Origin of the sequence: Flagellimonas sp. S3867 (assembly GCF_014698935.1) — a bacterium.
Taxonomy (GTDB): Bacteria; Bacteroidota; Bacteroidia; order Flavobacteriales; family Flavobacteriaceae; genus Flagellimonas.
Genome location: NZ_JACVMN010000001.1, coordinates 352,393 through 369,618 on the forward strand (window position 1 = coordinate 352,393; position 17,226 = coordinate 369,618).

At 40.6% G+C, this 17,226-nt stretch carries 8 protein-coding genes; 4 read left to right on the top strand and 4 right to left on the bottom strand.

All coding sequences use genetic code 11. The annotated features are described in order from the left end of the window. Positions 1 to 74 precede the first annotated feature (74 nt). Genes IAG46_RS01580 through IAG46_RS01595 form a run of 4 tightly spaced genes read left to right on the top strand, consistent with a single transcriptional unit; the run spans position 75 to position 5,523 of the window. The gene (locus tag IAG46_RS01580) at positions 75 to 335 is read left to right on the top strand and encodes a DUF4834 family protein (RefSeq protein WP_190808565.1); all 261 of its coding nucleotides are present in this window, start codon (positions 75 to 77) and stop codon (positions 333 to 335) included. A gap of 24 nt (positions 336 to 359) precedes the next feature. Continuing rightward, positions 360 to 2,795, top strand: a complete 2,436-nt coding sequence (locus IAG46_RS01585; protein WP_190808566.1) for a YfhO family protein — start codon at positions 360 to 362, stop codon at positions 2,793 to 2,795. Continuing rightward, on the top strand, positions 2,795 to 4,078 hold the full coding sequence (locus IAG46_RS01590) for a glycosyl transferase family 1 (RefSeq protein ID WP_190808567.1): 1,284 nt from the start codon (positions 2,795 to 2,797) through the stop codon (positions 4,076 to 4,078). The genes IAG46_RS01585 and IAG46_RS01590 overlap by 1 nt, the downstream gene beginning before the upstream one ends. Next, a complete protein-coding gene (locus IAG46_RS01595) occupies positions 4,063 to 5,523 on the top strand; it encodes a lipopolysaccharide biosynthesis protein (RefSeq protein WP_190808568.1) in 1,461 nt (486 codons plus the stop codon). Before IAG46_RS01590 ends, IAG46_RS01595 begins: the two co-directional genes overlap by 16 nt. 110 nt (positions 5,524 to 5,633) lie before the next feature. Here the strand turns inward: IAG46_RS01595 and IAG46_RS01600 are convergent, their stop codons facing one another. From IAG46_RS01600 to IAG46_RS01615, 4 genes are all read right to left on the bottom strand, one after another. Next, positions 5,634 to 6,911 (bottom strand): hypothetical protein, encoded by a 1,278-nt coding sequence (locus IAG46_RS01600; RefSeq protein WP_190808569.1) that lies wholly within the window; start codon positions 6,909 to 6,911, stop codon positions 5,634 to 5,636. A 116-nt stretch (positions 6,912 to 7,027) separates the two neighbouring features. After that, entirely contained in the window at positions 7,028 to 8,980 is a 1,953-nt protein-coding gene (locus IAG46_RS01605; RefSeq protein ID WP_190808570.1) for an OmpA family protein, read from the bottom strand. 9 nt (positions 8,981 to 8,989) lie between these two features. Beyond that, complete coding sequence (locus tag IAG46_RS01610) at positions 8,990 to 9,931, bottom strand: type IX secretion system membrane protein PorP/SprF (RefSeq protein ID WP_190808571.1); 942 nt, start codon at positions 9,929 to 9,931, stop codon at positions 8,990 to 8,992. Positions 9,932 to 9,985: 54 nt separating this feature from the next. After that, positions 9,986 to 17,056 (bottom strand): gliding motility-associated C-terminal domain-containing protein, encoded by a 7,071-nt coding sequence (locus IAG46_RS01615; RefSeq protein ID WP_190808572.1) that lies wholly within the window; start codon positions 17,054 to 17,056, stop codon positions 9,986 to 9,988. Between the last annotated feature and the right edge of the window lie 170 nt (positions 17,057 to 17,226).

Consider the following 17,226-nt stretch of genomic DNA (forward strand, 5'->3'; position numbering starts at 1 on the left):
TAATACTATTTTATGATACTTTCACTTGATTTGAAGGACTAACAATGTAATTTTGATCCAATAGCGATTGTTATATGGTTTTATTACAAACGATTTTAGTACTCATATTAGTATACTACGCAGTTAAATTGCTTGCAAAATGGTTGGCACCGAAACTGTTCAATTATGCTATTAAGAAGACCCAGCAGCGGTTTGGGCAGGAATTTGGCAATTATCAAGATTTTGGGAAAAAATCAGACAATGAAGGGGAGGAGGTTAATTCCAAAAAACCGTTCAAAAAATCCAATCCCTCAAAAAAAGTTGGAGAATATATAGATTTTGAAGAAATTGACTAATATTTGTCTATTCAAAACCTATCCATGAATCTTTCCCCAAAAGCCATTATCACCAATGTTTGTGTAATAGCTTTCTTTATATTGGCATCCCTGGTCTATTTTTATCCTGTTCTTCAAGGTAAGGCCATTTTTCAATCCGATATTGCCCAATATAAGGGCATGGCCAAGGAGCGTAATGACTACAAAGAACTTACAGGAGAAGAATCGTACTGGACCAACAGTGCATTTGGCGGAATGCCCACCTACCAGCTAGGCGCCAATTATCCGCATGATTATATTAAAAAGTTGGACCGATTGATTCGGTTTTTGCCAAGACCGGCAGACTATCTTTTTCTCTATTTTATTGGATTTTACATTTTAATGTTATGCCTTAAGGTAGAATACCGTTTGGCAATTTTAGGAGCATTGGCCTTTGGTTTTTCAACCTATCTGATCATCATTTTGGGAGTAGGACACAATGCCAAGGCGCATGCCTTAGGTTATATACCTATGGTTTTGGGTGGAATTGTTCTGGTGTTCCGAAAAAAGTATGTTCTCGGTTTTATGCTAACCGCTTTGGCAATGGCGTTGGAAATTAGTGCCAACCACTACCAAATGACCTACTATTTTATGTTGTTGGTGTTGATTTTGGGATTGGTCCGTCTGATTTACGCGATAAGGGATCGGGAGCTAAAGCACTTTTTTGCTTCCGTAGGCATTTTGATCTTGGCCGTAGTACTTTCTATCGCTACCAATGCAACCGGACTTTTGGCGACCAAACAATATGCTGATTGGAGTACTCGAGGAAAATCTGAATTAACTATAAATCCCGATGGAACACCAAAAATTGTCCAAAATGGGTTAGATAGGGATTACATCACCCAATACAGTTATGGAATTGCCGAGTCCCTTGATTTATTCTCACCAAGATTGTTCGGGGGTTCTGGTAATGAAGATTTAGGCAAGAAATCAAAAGTATATGAGTATTTAACAGGGCAAGGATTATCGCGGACAAGGGCGTTGGAACTTTCAAGTGGTTTGCCATTATATTGGGGAAATCAGCCTATTGTTGCAGCACCGGCCTATATTGGTGCCATTGTCATTTTCTTGTTTGTTTTGGGTCTGTTTTTGGTTGATGGAAAGAAAAAATGGTGGCTGTTGGCAGGAGCTGTGCTGTCATTATTGCTGTCATGGGGAAAAAATTTCCCAGCCCTCACGAATTTCATGATCGACTATTTCCCAATGTATAATAAGTTCCGGGCTGTTTCCTCCATTCAGGTGGTTTTAGAACTATGCCTTCCCGCTCTTGGAATACTTGGAGTTCGAGAACTTTTTAGATCCAAGCTAAAGCAGCCTCAAAAACTCCAAGCACTAAAGCTTAGTTTCTTTATTACTTTAGGTCTGGGAATTTTCATCTTTTTGATTAAAGGCTTTTTTGATTTTGTAGGACTAAGGGACGAAACCTATCGTGGATATTTTGGGGATGAACTAATGACCATGATTCAGCGCGATCGTGAAGCGGTATATGTTAGCGATACGATCAGATCTTTGATCTTCGTTGCATTGACGGCCAGTGCTCTTTGGCTTTTTATCAAAAATAAAATTGGAAAAAATCTCATAGCATTGGTTTTGGGTGCATTGATTTTGTTTGATTTGGTTGGAGTCAATCTTCGCTATGTTAACAAGGACGATTTTGTGCGTCAAAAAAACGTCAATACGCCATTCCAAGCAGGTCAACTGGATGAGTTGATTCAGCAAGATGCTTCAAATTTTAGGGTGTTTGACCCTCAAGAAGGGCTCAATGGGGCTAGGACTTCCTATTTTCATAAATCCATTGGAGGATATCATGCAGCTAAACCTCGGCAGTTGCAAGATTTATTCGAGCATCATCTGTACCAAAATAATCTGGAGGTATTGAACATGCTAAATGTCAAGTACATTATTCAGCAAGATGAAGATGGGAATAGCTTTCCGGCAGTGAATGCTGACGCGAATGGAAATGCATGGTTTATAAAAGAAGTGATTCCAGTCAAGTCTGCCAATGAAGAAATTCAGGCATTAAAAGATGGATTTGATTCAAAATCTAAAGCGGTGGTGAATACACGGTTGAATCCAACCGTAACTAAACTTGGATACGAAGTGGATTCTCTGGCTTCCATAAGTTTGGTGGATTATCGACCCAATTATCTAAAATATCAATCTGCGAACAGTAATGCCGGATTTGCCGTATTCTCCGAAATGCATTATCCGTTTGCATGGCAAGCCTATGTTGATGGAAAGCCCACATCGCATTTCAAAGTCAACTATGCACTACGTGGAATGAAACTTCCCGCTGGGAGCCATGAGGTTGAATTCAAATTTGAACCGGAAGTTGTACAAACAGGAAGTCAAATAAGCCTGGGTAGCAATGTTTTACTTGGGTTGATCATTCTATGTGGTTTAGTTTATGCCATGATGCCCAAAAAATCCAAAAAAGAATAATGCGCAAAATTTTGGTCATAACATACTATTGGCCTCCCGCGGGAGGGCCAGGTGTGCAGCGATGGCTAAAATTTGTGAAGTATCTTCCCGATTTCGGGTTTCAACCAATAGTCTATATTCCCGAAAACCCTACCTATCCCATTGTTGATAAAAATCTTATCGATGAAGTTCCTGAGGGAATACAAATCTTAAAACAGTCCATTAAAGAACCTTATGCTTGGGCTGGAATACTTTCGAAAAAGAAGACCAAAACCATAAGTTCGGGAATCATCGAAGAAAAAGCCCCTTCGGTTTTAGAGAAATTGATGCTTTGGATCAGGGGAAATCTATTTATTCCGGACGCCCGCAAATTTTGGGTGAAGCCCTCGGTCAAATTCCTGTCTAAATTTATAGCGGAAGAAGGCATAGATACCATAATTACAACTGGACCTCCACATAGTATCCATTTAATTGGTCTTGGGTTGAAAGAGAATCTTTCTATACAATGGATAGCTGATTTTCGTGATCCATGGACTTCTATTGGCTATCATAAAAAGCTTCGCTTAACTACAGCTTCCAAAAAGAAACATAAAATATTGGAAAAGGAGGTATTGAACATGGCCGATAAGGTGGTGGTGACAAGCAATACCACCAAGAAGGAATTTGAGGGAATAACCGCAAAACCCATTAAAACCATCACTAACGGATTTGAAGGTGTTACGAATTCTACTCAGTTAGATTCTGATTTTACGATTGCACATATTGGATCACTCCTTACCGGGAGAAATCCTAAGCATTTATGGAAAGTTCTGGGTGAATTGGTATTGGAAAATGTTGATTTTGCAGCAAAATTGAAAATCCGATTTGCTGGGGTAACAGGTAGAGAAACTTTATTGGCGCTGAAAGAAAATGGATTGGAAAAATACGTTCAGCATTTGGGGTATATTTCACACAACCAGGTATTGGACCTTCAGCGGAAATCCCAAGTACTGTTGTTATTGGAGATAGATTCACAGGAAACAAAAGGTATAATCCCTGGCAAATTGTTTGAATACCTCAACGCAAAAAGACCAATATTGGCTATTGGTCCGGAAGGATGGGAGGCAGGACAAATGGTTGAAGCCATCAATGCAGGAGTTTTTTATAGTAAAAAAGAGAAGGAGGAGTTAAAAACTGTACTTTTAAACTGGTTTGAAGCATTTCAAAAAGGTGAGTTAAGTTGTGAATCCAAAGGGATTGAGCAATATCACCGTAAGGAACTTACCAAGCAACTGGCTAATTTTATCACATGGGAATCGTCTTAAAGCAGTCCTTTAAAAACACAGTTGTCACTTTTATTGGTTTTGGTTTTGGCGCCATTAACACCCTATTTTTATACACCAATATTCTAGAACCCAAATACTACGGTTTAGTAACGTTTATTTTGGCTACAGGTGCCATTTTAATGCCGATTATGGCCTCCGGTGCCCATAATGGACTGGTTAAATATTACAGCGCGCAAACAGGGAAATCAAAAAATGGATTTTTTACGTTAATAATGATTTTGCCCTTGCTGGTGATATTGCCATTAACATTGGTTGTTTGGTTGGCACATGATGGTATTGGCGATTTTCTTTCCGTTAAAAATACCTTGGTCAAAGATTATTTGTGGTATCTATTTTTGGTAGGAATTGCCATGGCGTACTTTGAGGTTTATTATGCTTGGAGCAAGGTTCAATTAAAATCGGTTTTTGGTAATTTCCTGAAAGAAGTTTTTGCACGGATATCAACATCGATTTTGCTTGTATTGTTGTATTTGGAAGTCATTACCTTGGATTTCTTTTTGATGGCAATTGTTGGGGTTTATTTGCTTAGGACCCTCTGGATGAAATTATATGCCTTTAGTTTACAAAAGCCGGTTTTGGACTTTCATTTTCCGAAAGAAACAAGAACCATAATCGGTTATGGTTTATTAATGGTTGTGGGTGGCTCCGTTTCGCTCATACTTTTGGAGATTGACAAGTTTATGATCAACCAATTCCAGGCGTTGGAAAATGTAGCCTATTATGGCGTAGCAGTTTACATTGCAACGAGTATCATTGTTCCTGCCAGGGCAATGAACCAGATTACATATCCTTTGACTGCAAATTATTTGAATGAAAACAACTTTTTTGAGTTGGAAAAACTATATCGAAAAACATCGCTTACAGCTTTTATTGCATCGGGGATACTTTTTATTTTGATTGTTTTAAATATTAACGACCTTTTCATGATGCTTCCAGAGGAATACCGTGGAGGGTTTGCAATTATTGCCTTGATTGGAATGGCCAAAGTCTTTGATTCGCTTTTGGGAAACGTCAATGCGATTTTGTATTACTCCGAATATTATAAATGGGTGCTGCTGATGGGAGCGTGTTTTGCCGCTACAACCATTTTACTCAACCTTTGGTTAATTCCATTATACGGAATAGAAGGAGCAGCGTTGGCCAGTTTTATCTCTATTTTCCTTTTTAACCTGTCTAAACTGATTTTTGTAAAATTGAAATTTGGTTTTTTGCCATTCTCAAGAGCCACTTTTAAAGTGCTTGCAACTTTGTTATTGCTGTTAGTGCTTTTTTATGTACTTCAGTTTCCGTTTCACCCCATTGTAAACATTATTTTAAAATCCGTTTTGATTGTTGCCATGTATTTGGGGATATTATTTCGATTTGAAATTTCGGAAGATGTTACCGGAGTATTGTCCAAATGGTTGAAGAGGAGGGAAGAGTAAACTTGTCGTGCCGGGCTTGTTGAGGCGTGATAAATTTCTGAACATAAAAGAACCCCGCAGTGGATAAATCCATCTACGGGGTAAACAACTAACCAACCTAAAAACTATCTTTATTGCACTCTTCGGGTACTTCTTGATCGTGTACCTTTGGTGCCGCTTCTTTTATAATTTGTATTTCCAGAACTTCTTTTCACCGTTGTTTTGGTACTTCTAGAAACCGTCTTTCTTGGAACACTACTTTTTTGTGTTACTGCTCTACCACTACTATTTCTGCTCTGTGGCTTTCTGTACGTATTGGTAGTACTTCTGGTAACCGTTCTGCTCCTAGGAGTAGTGGTAACTTCTCTCTTGGTAACTGTTCTACTATTTGGTTTTCTAGTTACCTGTCGTTGAGTTACAGTTCTACCCTTATTATTTTTTGATACAGTATTTCCTCTTCTATAGGTACTTTGCTTAACAGTTCGCTCAGCACCTTGTCTTTGAGTGACCGTTCTGCCATTAGTATTACTTCTAGAAACTGTATTTCCTCTTCTATATTCACTCTGTTTTACAGCTCTATTTGAACCAGAACTTCTTTTTACTCGATTGTTGGAACGGCTTACTGCATTTCCTTTTCTGTAATCATAATCATTGCTACCAACTCGTCTGTTACTTCTTCCATAATCTGCACCATCTCTTCTTACACTATGGTTGCGTCGCGTAACTCTTTTATCGTTTCTATAGATATTATCTCTTCTATAGTGTCTGTCATTTCTATAGGTCTTACCAATTGAAGCATATGATCTCCTATGGTTATATCTATACGGTCTGTAATAGGTATATCGAACAGGTGAGTAATACCTTCTGTAAGGCCTATTGTACACATTACAATAAGATATCGCCGGTCTAGCAAAATATCTATGGAATGGTCTGTAGACATAATGCCTATTGTAAATGTTGATAAAACCTGTATAGTGACTAAAAACGCCTCCGTTATAGTAAACATTCAACCCTCCAACTCTACGTACACGACCATTTCTGTACCAAACATCAACGCCACCAACTTGTGATACACGTCCGTAATAGTCATAGTAAATAGGTGTATTCTCTACTTGGATTACAGCACCATAATCATCATACTGTACATAGGGGTTATAGTTATATCCTGAATTGAAGGTAATACCGACATTACCTATTCGGGCACCAACTCCCACATTTACTTGATTATCGATATAAAAATCGAACTCTCCGTCAGGGTAAACCGAAAAAGTTACCCCACCTTCAACAAAAATGAAGGAATTTCCGTATCGATAAGCACTTGAAACAAATGCCTTATCTTCCATGGTGGCCGCTGTAGCGCTTGGAACTCCCAGCAAGACCGCTGCTATTATGAGTATTAACTTTTTCATACTATCCGATTTAAATTCTGAATGCAACTATTTACATTCCGAAAAGTAAATACCAAACAGCGTGCCAAAAAAAGATACAACCTTTTAACTAGCTGTAAATCAGTGAGTAATTTTTTTTAGTTTTGAATTATAAATACAGATCTACGGTTACGTTGATGCTTTTCTTCAGAACATTTTATTCCATTACCACAGTTGTTCAATAATTTTGATTCGCCATAACCTCTTGCCGAAAGTCTAGTGCGGTTTATACCTTGACTAACAAACCATTCCAAGGTGGATTGTGCCCTTCTAGATGATAGGCGCCAATTGAATCTACTACTTGACCGTGAATCGGTATGGGATTCTATATGAATTTTTAATTGTGGATACTCTTTCAAGGCCTGAAGGATTTTGGCCAGTTCAACTTCTGCATCTTTTCTTATATTATATTTTCCATAGTTAAAATAGATGGGCTGTAAGTTTAGTCTACATCCCAAATCATCAACGGCACAGTCTGGAGGGGTAAGCTCTATATTTAGCTCAAGCGTATGTGAACCACGTGGTGTTACTATATTTTTTTCAGTTGGGGTATATTCCTTGCTATCGTTTTCACCACGAACTGCATACTGCTTACCACAATCGACCAAATCCTCAAATAGGTAGGAACCATCTTTATCTGTAGAAGTTTGTGATAGTACAGCATTATTTTCATCCAGTAGGGTCACCAATGATCCTTGCAAGGGATTGCCGGTTTTCGTATCTGAAATCATACCTTTAATATTTATAACACCACATTTTTCCCATACTCGGTATATGTCGTCAGAACTGCTGCCAGCATTTCCATCCCGGTTGGAGGAAAGATATCCTATTTGTTTTTCCTCATCAATAATAAACCCAAAATCATCTTTATTGGTGTTTATGGGTTGCTTGAGGTTTATGATACTTGTGAATTGACCCTCGCTCGTCAATGAAAAGGCAAAAATGTCCAAACCTCCCAAACCTAAATGACCGTCACTAGAGAAATAAAGGTTGTTGTTTTCGCTGATATACGGAAAGGTTTCCCTTGCTTCCGTGTTGATTTCTGGCCCTAGATTAACTGGGGTTCCGTAGTTTTTGGAATTATCAATATCAACATACCATAAATCGGACTCACCGAAAGTTCCTTTCATATTTGAGGAAAAATACAAACGTGTTTCATCTGGACTCAACGTGGGATGTGCCACAGAGTAGGAATCGTCATTAAAAGGAAGTTCTACAACATTACCCCAAGACCCATCTTCTTCTTTTTCAGCTCTATATATTTTAAGGGTAACCAGTTTTTCCTTATTTCGTTTTCTTTTTCCATTGATGTAATTGTTTCGCGTGAAATAAATGGTTTTGCCATCTTTTGTGAATGTAGCTGAAGATTCGTGTAACGGCGAGTTCACATCACCTTTTAGAGGTTCTGGTTTTGACAAATTCCACTCTTCATCTATTTCTGCTTCATACAAATCCAAATAGGGGAGACCGTTCCAGTCATGTATTTTGCCTCCTTTTGGATTGGATGATGAAGAGGCGAATATGATTTTATTTTCATGAAAAGAAGGACCAAAATCGGAACTTGATAGGTTGTTGGTAATATTTTTTACCTCAAACTGCTTGGATTGAAAATCTACAAGACTGTCCAACGTAGGATAATCTCTCATAAAGTTTTTTGCCAGTCCAGTGGTTGAGGATAAAGAGGCGAATTCACCCATCATTTTTTTGGACATGTGGTATTCTCCAATACTTTTATACGTTTGTGCCGCCCTGTAGTAATAATTGGGCCCTATCTCACTTGGATATCTTTCTACCAATTTTTGATACCATTTTATGGCTTCATTATATTCACTATTGAAATAATAGGTATCACCAAGCTTTTTGTATAATTGAGAAGATTCATAACCTGATTCTGCAACTTTCAGATATATTTTTCGAGCATCAATAAAAGCATATTGATCAAATTCTTCATTTGCTTTTTTTAATATGGCTTTTTGTCCATGTAGCGAGAGTCCCATTACAATAGTGAACACTAAAAAGAGTATAGTATGTCTTCTAAAGCCAATTTTCATACAAATCATTTAAAAAAATCTTGGGATTAGGATTTTATCCGATTTATGGAAGATATCAAACCTTAAAAACACCTCATAAGACCCATCGCTGTAAGCTTCGATATTAGTGGATTGATAATCATAGGCGATTCCCGCAAAAACTGACCGGGAAATTTGAAATCCTGTCATGGCACTTATGGAAGCATCCCATCTGTAGGAAGCTCCCAAAACAAATTTTTCATTTAGTATGAAATTGGCCGACAAATCCAATTGTAAGGGAGAACCGCTGACAGTTTTAATCAAAGTGGCAGGTTTAAATTTCCAACTTCTGTTTAAATCAAAAACGTGACCGAGGATTAAAAAATAGTGTAATCGTTCAACCGCAACGCTGGTGACATTGGAATCTTGAAGCACATTTTCATCAAAATGTTTTGTATTTAAAAAATTGGGTACCGACATTCCGACATAAAACCTTTCCGAATTGAAATACAGGCCGGCACCCACCTGAGGCTGCAGCTTTTGATCTACGTTATTCTGGAAATTAGGATCATTTGGATCCGAAAAACTCAATTTATTAAAATCTACATCCAATAGATCCACACCTCCTTTTAAACCGAAGGATAATCTACCTGATTTGGAGACATCTATTGTGTATGAATAATCTAAAGTCACATTTGATTCTACGGCAGGGCCTATTTCATCATGGACAATGGATAGTCCCAAACCCATGCTGTTATACAGATCTAGGGGAGCGTTGGCCGTGAAGGTGAATGTTTGTGGGGACCCTTCAAAACCTACCCATTGCGTGCGACCAAGCACACCAAGACTTAAGGTTTCTCTTGACCCAACATATGCAGGATTGATTACTTGGGTATTGTACATATACTGGGTGTATTGCGAATCTTGTTGAGCAATGGCGTAAAAGCTTATTAAAACCAACAGCATCGGGGTTAAAATTTTCTTCTTCTGCATATATGACTTTCTTATCCAAGAATTAAAGGTTATTCATAACTCGTCCGTTAATTGCTAATCTCTATTAATGTATAAATAGCCGGTATAGTCGTTTTGACCTGGATTCTCAGCAGTGAATGATAGAATATAGAAATACGTTCCGCTAGGTAGTTCCTTATCTTTTGCAACTGTAGTTCTTCCGAAGGAAGTGCCGCCAAAAAGATTGTTCCCGGTACCATATTGTTCCGCCTCATATACCAGTACTCCCCAGCGGTTATATATTTTTAAGCTATTGTTAGGGTAGTTTTCTATGCCTTTTATTCGGAAGAAGTCGTTTATTCCGTCTCCATCAGGTGTAATTCCGGTAAATATTTTAAAATCTGCATCCACCGCTGGTTTCCCGTTACACGCATCTGACACTGATATTGTTGTTGGACTATCTTCCGTATAACTATCATTATCGGAGATATCGTTTACAACAGTGTTTGGTTGCCCTACTACATTGGCTGTTACCGTGGCCAAGTTTTCTACGTGTTCTATGCTTAAATCATTTGATGTAACCGTGTAGAGTGCTGAGTATTCCCATTCCTCGTTCGAATCTAGGATTCCATTGGTGTTTTCATCACCTGAAATGGGCCCTTCTATGGTATTTTCCAAAAGATCATCTCTCAGAACGATACCTTCAAGAGATTGATTTCCAAGATTGGCCACAGTAAATGTATATTGAATGCTTTCCGCGCAACTGTCATTATTGGTATCTATCAAAATGCCTCGTTTTATCAGACCAATACCGGCCGAGGTGTTCATGCATGCTTCACTTATCGAGATATTGGTTGGGGCATCAGCATCGTACTGTGTTTCGTGCGAAAGATCTGTGACAAAGGCATCTGGCTGGTTTACTTGATAAGCCGTAACCATGGCCTGATTTTCTACAAATGTTCGGTCGATATCTGCTTGTGTAATGGGGTAGGTCAAATTGTAATTCCATTGTTCCCCAATATCAAGGATATTGTCATTGTTGATGGAACGATTGGTTGGCTCTGAGAGGGTAATGCCCAAAAAGAGGTCTTCCAATAGAATGTCTTCCAAAGGAACATTCCCCAGATTTTCAACCGTAAAGAAATATAAGATGGAATCATCGCACAGGTCATTGTCCGAATCAAATGTGCTGGCCGTTTTTTTCAAACCAATGCTAGCCGAATCTTCAGGGCACAAATTTGTGAGAGAACTTCTTGTAATGTCATTTTCCATATAGGAATTGTCGTCCGAAATATCGGAAACCGCTATATTGGAAGGAATCGATAGCCCGGAAACGGAGGCTTGCGTAGCAACCTCTCCTTGGTTTATGTCATCAGGGGTCAAAGTGTATCTAAACGGTTCAAAGAGCCAGGTTTCCCCTACCTCCAATACATTTGGATTTCCTTCATCCCCGGAGGCAAGGACAAGTTGGGTCGCAACCAGCATGGCATCAACGATATCAATACTTGCTATATCCTCTTCACCCAAGTTTTGTAGACTGTAATTGTATTCTATAGAATCGAAACAACCATCGCCAGTAGTATCCAGCAAAGTTGAAAACTGTTTTGTCAACCCAATGGCAGGAGTGGCTGTGGTTGGGCATGCTTGCGATAGATCTGTGGAAGTTGGACCATCGGCATTTGGATTATCTGGATGGGATAAATCTGAGACGGCAACAGCGGTTTCCTGTTCCACCGCAGTAACGGTCGAGAAATTATCCAAAGGAGAATTATCAATATCATTTTGCAAAATTGCGTAGGGCAAAGAGATATACACCCATGTTTCCCCGGCTTCTAAAATTCCATTGTTGTTCAAATCTCCTGAAGCAGGCCCGTCGATAATTCCAAAACGATCATCAGTAAGCAGCACATTTTCATAATCAACATTCCCCACTGGATTGTTGATGGTATAGGTGTAGGTGAGGGTATCGTTACAGAGATCGTTATCAGTATCAGAAAGGGATGCTGTTTGTAATAAGGTGACACTGCCTTGAAAACTGGCACAGGCATTGGAAACATCAATATTGTTCGATGCGCTATCGGAAACTTCGAAGGTGCTTCCGATATGCCGCGCCGATACAACAGCCTGTCCTGCAAGTGGGGAATTGTCTATATCATTTTGTGTGATGTTATAGGAATAGGCGTATACCCATTGCTCACCTGAATCCAATATGGCGTCGCCATTTCCATTGTCTGTGGGAGTCAGTCCATTACCGAGTTGGGTGTCATCCAAGTTCACGGTGTCCAAATCTGCATTACCTTGATTTATTACAGTAATGGTAAAATCGATTCTGTTGATACAATTGTCATTGTCGGTATCCACTTCAAGGGCATCTCTGGTTATTGAAATATCGACCATTTCTGCACATGCCCCGGAGGTATCGATATTGTTCTGGTCACTATCGGAGACCTGGAAGCTGCTTCCCAGCACATCCGCGGTCACATTTGCTATCGGATTTAATGGCGAGTTGTTGATATCGCTCTGTACAATGTCGTGGGTGCCGACATAGGTCCAAGATTCCCAAACATTAAGAATATTGTCCCCGTTGCCGTTGGTGGTCGGTGCAAGGCCGTTGCCGAGTTGTTCATCGTTGGCCACGATGTTTTCCAAATCCACCAGTCCGGTATTGGTGATGGTCACAGTGATGTCAATGGCATCATCGCAGCCGTCTGCATTGGTATCGGCTAAAGGGGCTACCCTTGTTAAAGTGATGGCCGGTGTATCGGCACATGCCCCAGAGGTGTCAATATTGTTCTGATCACTGTCGGAGACCTGGAAGCTGCTTCCCAGCACATCCGCGGTCACATTTGCTATCGGATTCAATGGCGAGTTGTTGATATCGCTCTGTACAATGTCGTGGGTGCCGACATAGGTCCAAGATTCCCCAACATTAAGAATATTGTCCCCGTTGCCGTTGGTGGTCGGTGCAAGGCCGTTGCCGAGTTGTTCATCGTTGGCCACGATGTTTTCCAAATCCACCAGTCCGGTATTGGTGATGGTCACAGTGATGTCAATGGCATCATCGCAGCCGTCTGCATTGGTATCGGCTAAAGGGGCTACCCTTGTTAAAGTGATGGCCGGTGTATCGGCACATGCCCCTGAGACATCATTATCATTGTCTCCATCTAAAGCAATGGAGGTAGGGTGTGAATCGTCGGATACCTGAAAGGTACCACCCAAATGTTGTGCGGTGACATCAGCACCGCTAATGAGGTTGATTCCGTCAATATCGGCTTGTGTTAGGTCGTAGGTTGCCGTATATGTCCATGTTTCACCGCTGTCCAAAATGTTATTCCCATTTCCGTTTGAAAAAAGTGTAGGTGGATTGACCAATAAATCGTCATTGACAATTACATTTTCCAAGCGAGCGTTTCCCTCATTGGTCACATCAATGGTGATTGCAATACGGTCACTACAATTATCAGCGTCGCTATCTTCCAGAACAGCATTCCTTATAATGGAAATACCTACAGTATCGTCACAAGTACCTGAAAATAAAATTTCATTATCCTGATCCAAAGTGGGGTCCGTGGGATGGGAAAAATCCTGTACCGGAATGTTGCCCACAACTGTTAGTGCGGTAACCGTTGCCCGGCTAAAAATATCCCCTCCGTTTATGTCTGCTTGGGTAATGTCATAGGAAGCGGTAAAAGTCCATTCTTCACCAGTACCTTGGGTAAGGATCCCATCATCGTCGGTATCATTTGCTGGTGCACCTACATTGCCCAATAATTGGTCATCAGTAAGAACAACAGTGTCCAGATCTAGCCCTCCAGGATTGGAAACTACCAAAGTAAAATCAACCCGGTCCATACAGCCGTCCATATCGGTATCCACCAGTTGGGCATCCCTGGTCACCGCAATGGTGGGACTATCGGCGCATGCTACTCCGGAAATGTCAACATCAATCCCATCACTGGCCATAATATCCACATTGGTTCCTACGGGTTGGGCAGTGACATTGACCTGTCCGGAAACAGTGCCGTTGGTTATGTCGGGGCCGGTAATGTTATAGATTCCAATGTGTGTCCATGTTTCTCCGACCTCCAAAACGCCATCAGCATTCATACTTTCAGTAAAAGGCCCTGCAATAATATTGCCCAATTGGGCATCATTAAGTGCAGTGATGTTGAGATTCATTTGACCTAGGTTTTCCACCGTTATGGTATATTCTATTTGATCGTCACAAAGGTTCATGTCGCTATCTATAAAATCGGAGTCGATTTTGGTGATACCAATAGCAACGGTATCAAAACAAGTTCCGGCGACATTGGTGGATGTAATACCATCTTCATTGGCGTCATTAGGGTGAGAAAGGTCGGCAATGGGGATATTGGGTCCCACAATAAATGCCAAAACATCGGCCTGGCCATCCACAGTACCGTTGGTTACGTCCGTTTGGTCAATATCGTAGACACCAATATAGATCCACTCTTCACCTACATCGAGGATATCGTCACCGTTGATACTCTTTGAATCAGGGCCAGCGACATCGTTGCCCAATTGGGGATCGTTGACCGTTAGATTGTTCAAGGGCATACCCCCTGTGTTAAATACCCGAAGGGTATATTGAATAGCATCGTTGCAGCCGTCTCCGTCGTTATCAAGAAAAGTGGTAAATTCTTTGACCAAACCTATAGCGGCGCTCCCGGCACATGCCCCAGAGGTGTCAATGTTGTTCTGGTCGCTGTCGATTACTTGGAAACTACTTCCGACAGCTTCTGCGGTCACGCTTGCTGTTGGGGTTATCGGGGAATTGTCGATGTCGTTCTGTGAAAGATCATAAGTTGCTGAGAAAGTCCAAACCTCATTGAGTTGCATCACATTGTCGGTATTAATACTTTCAACAAAAGGTCCTGGTACCGGATTACCCAATTGCTCGTCGATTACATCAACCTGATCCAATTCCACCTGCCCGGTATTGGTAATCGCTATGGTGATGTCAATGGCATCGGGGCAGTTGTCCATATCGGTATCGACAAGTAGTGCGGTTCTTGTTATTGCAATATCGGCCTGACATGCCATTAAATCTACTCGGGTGGGGTCATCTTCAAGCTCGCTGTTATCGTCTGAATCATCATTTAAGGTAGTTCCACCTCCGTTAACAATATCAGCACTTACAGTTGCGCTGTTTTCCACAAATTCGGCATCGATATCCGCCTGTACAATATCATAGGTAGCAGTATATTCCCAGATTTCTCCTTCTTCCAATTCCCCCATAATACTTCCATCACCGGAGGAGGGTGGCCCGGCAATTGGGCCCAACACGTCATCAATGATTTGAATATTTTGTAATGTTTCCGTGCCTCCGCTTTCGTTGGTTACATAATAGGTATAGGTAATTTGGCTACAGGTATTATCTACCACACCTTGCTTGATCAAGGCTATTTTGGGTTCGCAAGTGGTTAGGTCCACGGAGGTGATATCATCTTGATTCGGGTCGGTGGGGTGGGAGAGATCTGTAACCTCCGCATCTCCAGTTCCTGCTACTTTCGCAGTTACCGTTGACCAGGTTTCAAATACCCCTGCGATTTTATCGGCCAGGGCAATGTCATAGGATTCGGTATATATCCAGGTCTCACTGGGATCTAGAGTGCCGGAACTGTTGGCATCGCCAGAATCAAGACCAGTTATTGGCCCCAATTTATTGTCAACCACTTCTACTTCTGTAAAAGCATCATAACTTGTGTTGGTCACCGTGTATGTATAATCTATAAAGGTGCAAGAAGGGTCTCCTCCTCTTAAAGTCCCTACTTGAAGGATATTTATGCTGGGTTGGCAGGTGGGATCTAGATTGGTTATTGTAGGGCCGTCTTGGGTATCAAATTGATCATGGGAATCATCACTTACCTCCGCAAATAATCCCTGTACAATTCCAGTTACAGAAGACTGGGCATTGACAACACCGCTAATCCTTTCGGCAGGAGTGATGTTGTAAGTTCTAGTGAATACCCATGATTCATTATGTTCTAGGACATTCGCCAATGAGCCAGTATCTCCATCATCTGGTGCTCCACTGATAATCCCTAAGTTGGAGGTGGTTATCTCAATATTTTGCAGAGGTTCTTCATTGGCGTTTAAATTGGTAACGGTAAAAGTATATTCAATGGTTTCGCAAGCGTCAACTTCGGTATCCGTTTGAACGAGCCCAATAGCGAGCAAACAATCTGTTAAGAGAGTTACGGTCAGATCATCTTCAAAAGGGCTATTGTCATCAGAAAAGTCATTAGTTCTTGGGCCTCCACCTTCGGGACTGGCACTGACCTTTGCCTGACTTGTGGTTACGGAACCGGTAATCCTGTATGCGGTGGTTATATCTTCGGTTACCTTGTAAATCCAGGTTTCTCCTGATTCCAAAAAACCGTTTGACGCTCCTCCTTGAATATCTCCCGAATTTGGAATATTTAGATCGAAATCCAACAAACTAAAAGGAAAATCTGTCAATCGAATATCTTCCAAACGTTGTCCACTTTGGGTTTGATTGGTGATTTGATAAGTGTACTCAATGCTTGTGCAATCTGAGCTTACCACTCCTGTTTTAATTAAACCTACACGAGGTTGGCAAAAGGAAAGGTCCACATAAGTGGGTTCGTCATTGGCTGTACCGGGAATACTATGATCCGAAATATCCTGTATGGCCCCTTGGCCTTGGGGCACAGCTGTTACCGTTGCCCTTGAGGAAACAGAACCATTGGCCTTATCAGTTGGTGTGATATTATATGTTGCTCTATATATCCATGTTTCGTCGGACTCCATAAGATCATTATTATTACTATCACCTCCCGCAAAATTGATGACTAGACTCATTTCGTCATCACTAACAGATACAAATTCCATGATTTCCTCATTAGAACTTAAATTGTGTACATAATAGGTATAGGTAATAGTATTACACGGATTAAGAACTGCTTCTTTGACCAAACCAATCGCAGGTGTATAGGCAGTTTCTTCTAATGTGTTGTTTTTGGAATCATCGGTATCAAGTAAAGTTTTTTCATGAAAGATGACCGTTAGGGATTCAAAAGCGGAAAGGGGACTAAAACCTGTTGAGACCAAAAAAAGAATCACGAACAGAAGCCCTATAAAGTTCTTTCTTCGTTGTGCAGTGGTAAGAAATGGGAGGAACATAGTTTTATATCATTAACTAGTTGTTTTTAGATAAACACCATATGCTTTTGCTAAGCATTAACTGATCTAATCAAGGAAAATAAGGAGATGTTGACGTTCAGAGTCAAAGGAATTTACCAGTACCGTAATGTATTTGATGGAAAGCGGGTTTGGGTTGATGGGATTTTTTA

Excerpts from the sequence above, each read along its gene's own strand:
- IAG46_RS01580 (WP_190808565.1), top strand. The coding sequence starts at position 75 with ATGGTTTTATTACAAACGATTTTAGTACTCATATTAGTATACTACGCA.
- IAG46_RS01585 (WP_190808566.1), top strand. The coding sequence starts at position 360 with ATGAATCTTTCCCCAAAAGCCATTATCACCAATGTTTGTGTAATAGCT.
- IAG46_RS01590 (WP_190808567.1), top strand. The coding sequence starts at position 2,795 with ATGCGCAAAATTTTGGTCATAACATACTATTGGCCTCCCGCGGGAGGG.
- IAG46_RS01595 (WP_190808568.1), top strand. The coding sequence starts at position 4,063 with ATGGGAATCGTCTTAAAGCAGTCCTTTAAAAACACAGTTGTCACTTTT.
- IAG46_RS01600 (WP_190808569.1), bottom strand. The coding sequence starts at position 6,911 with ATGAAAAAGTTAATACTCATAATAGCAGCGGTCTTGCTGGGAGTTCCA.
- IAG46_RS01605 (WP_190808570.1), bottom strand. The coding sequence starts at position 8,980 with ATGAAAATTGGCTTTAGAAGACATACTATACTCTTTTTAGTGTTCACT.
- IAG46_RS01610 (WP_190808571.1), bottom strand. The coding sequence starts at position 9,931 with ATGCAGAAGAAGAAAATTTTAACCCCGATGCTGTTGGTTTTAATAAGC.
- IAG46_RS01615 (WP_190808572.1), bottom strand. The coding sequence starts at position 17,056 with ATGTTCCTCCCATTTCTTACCACTGCACAACGAAGAAAGAACTTTATA.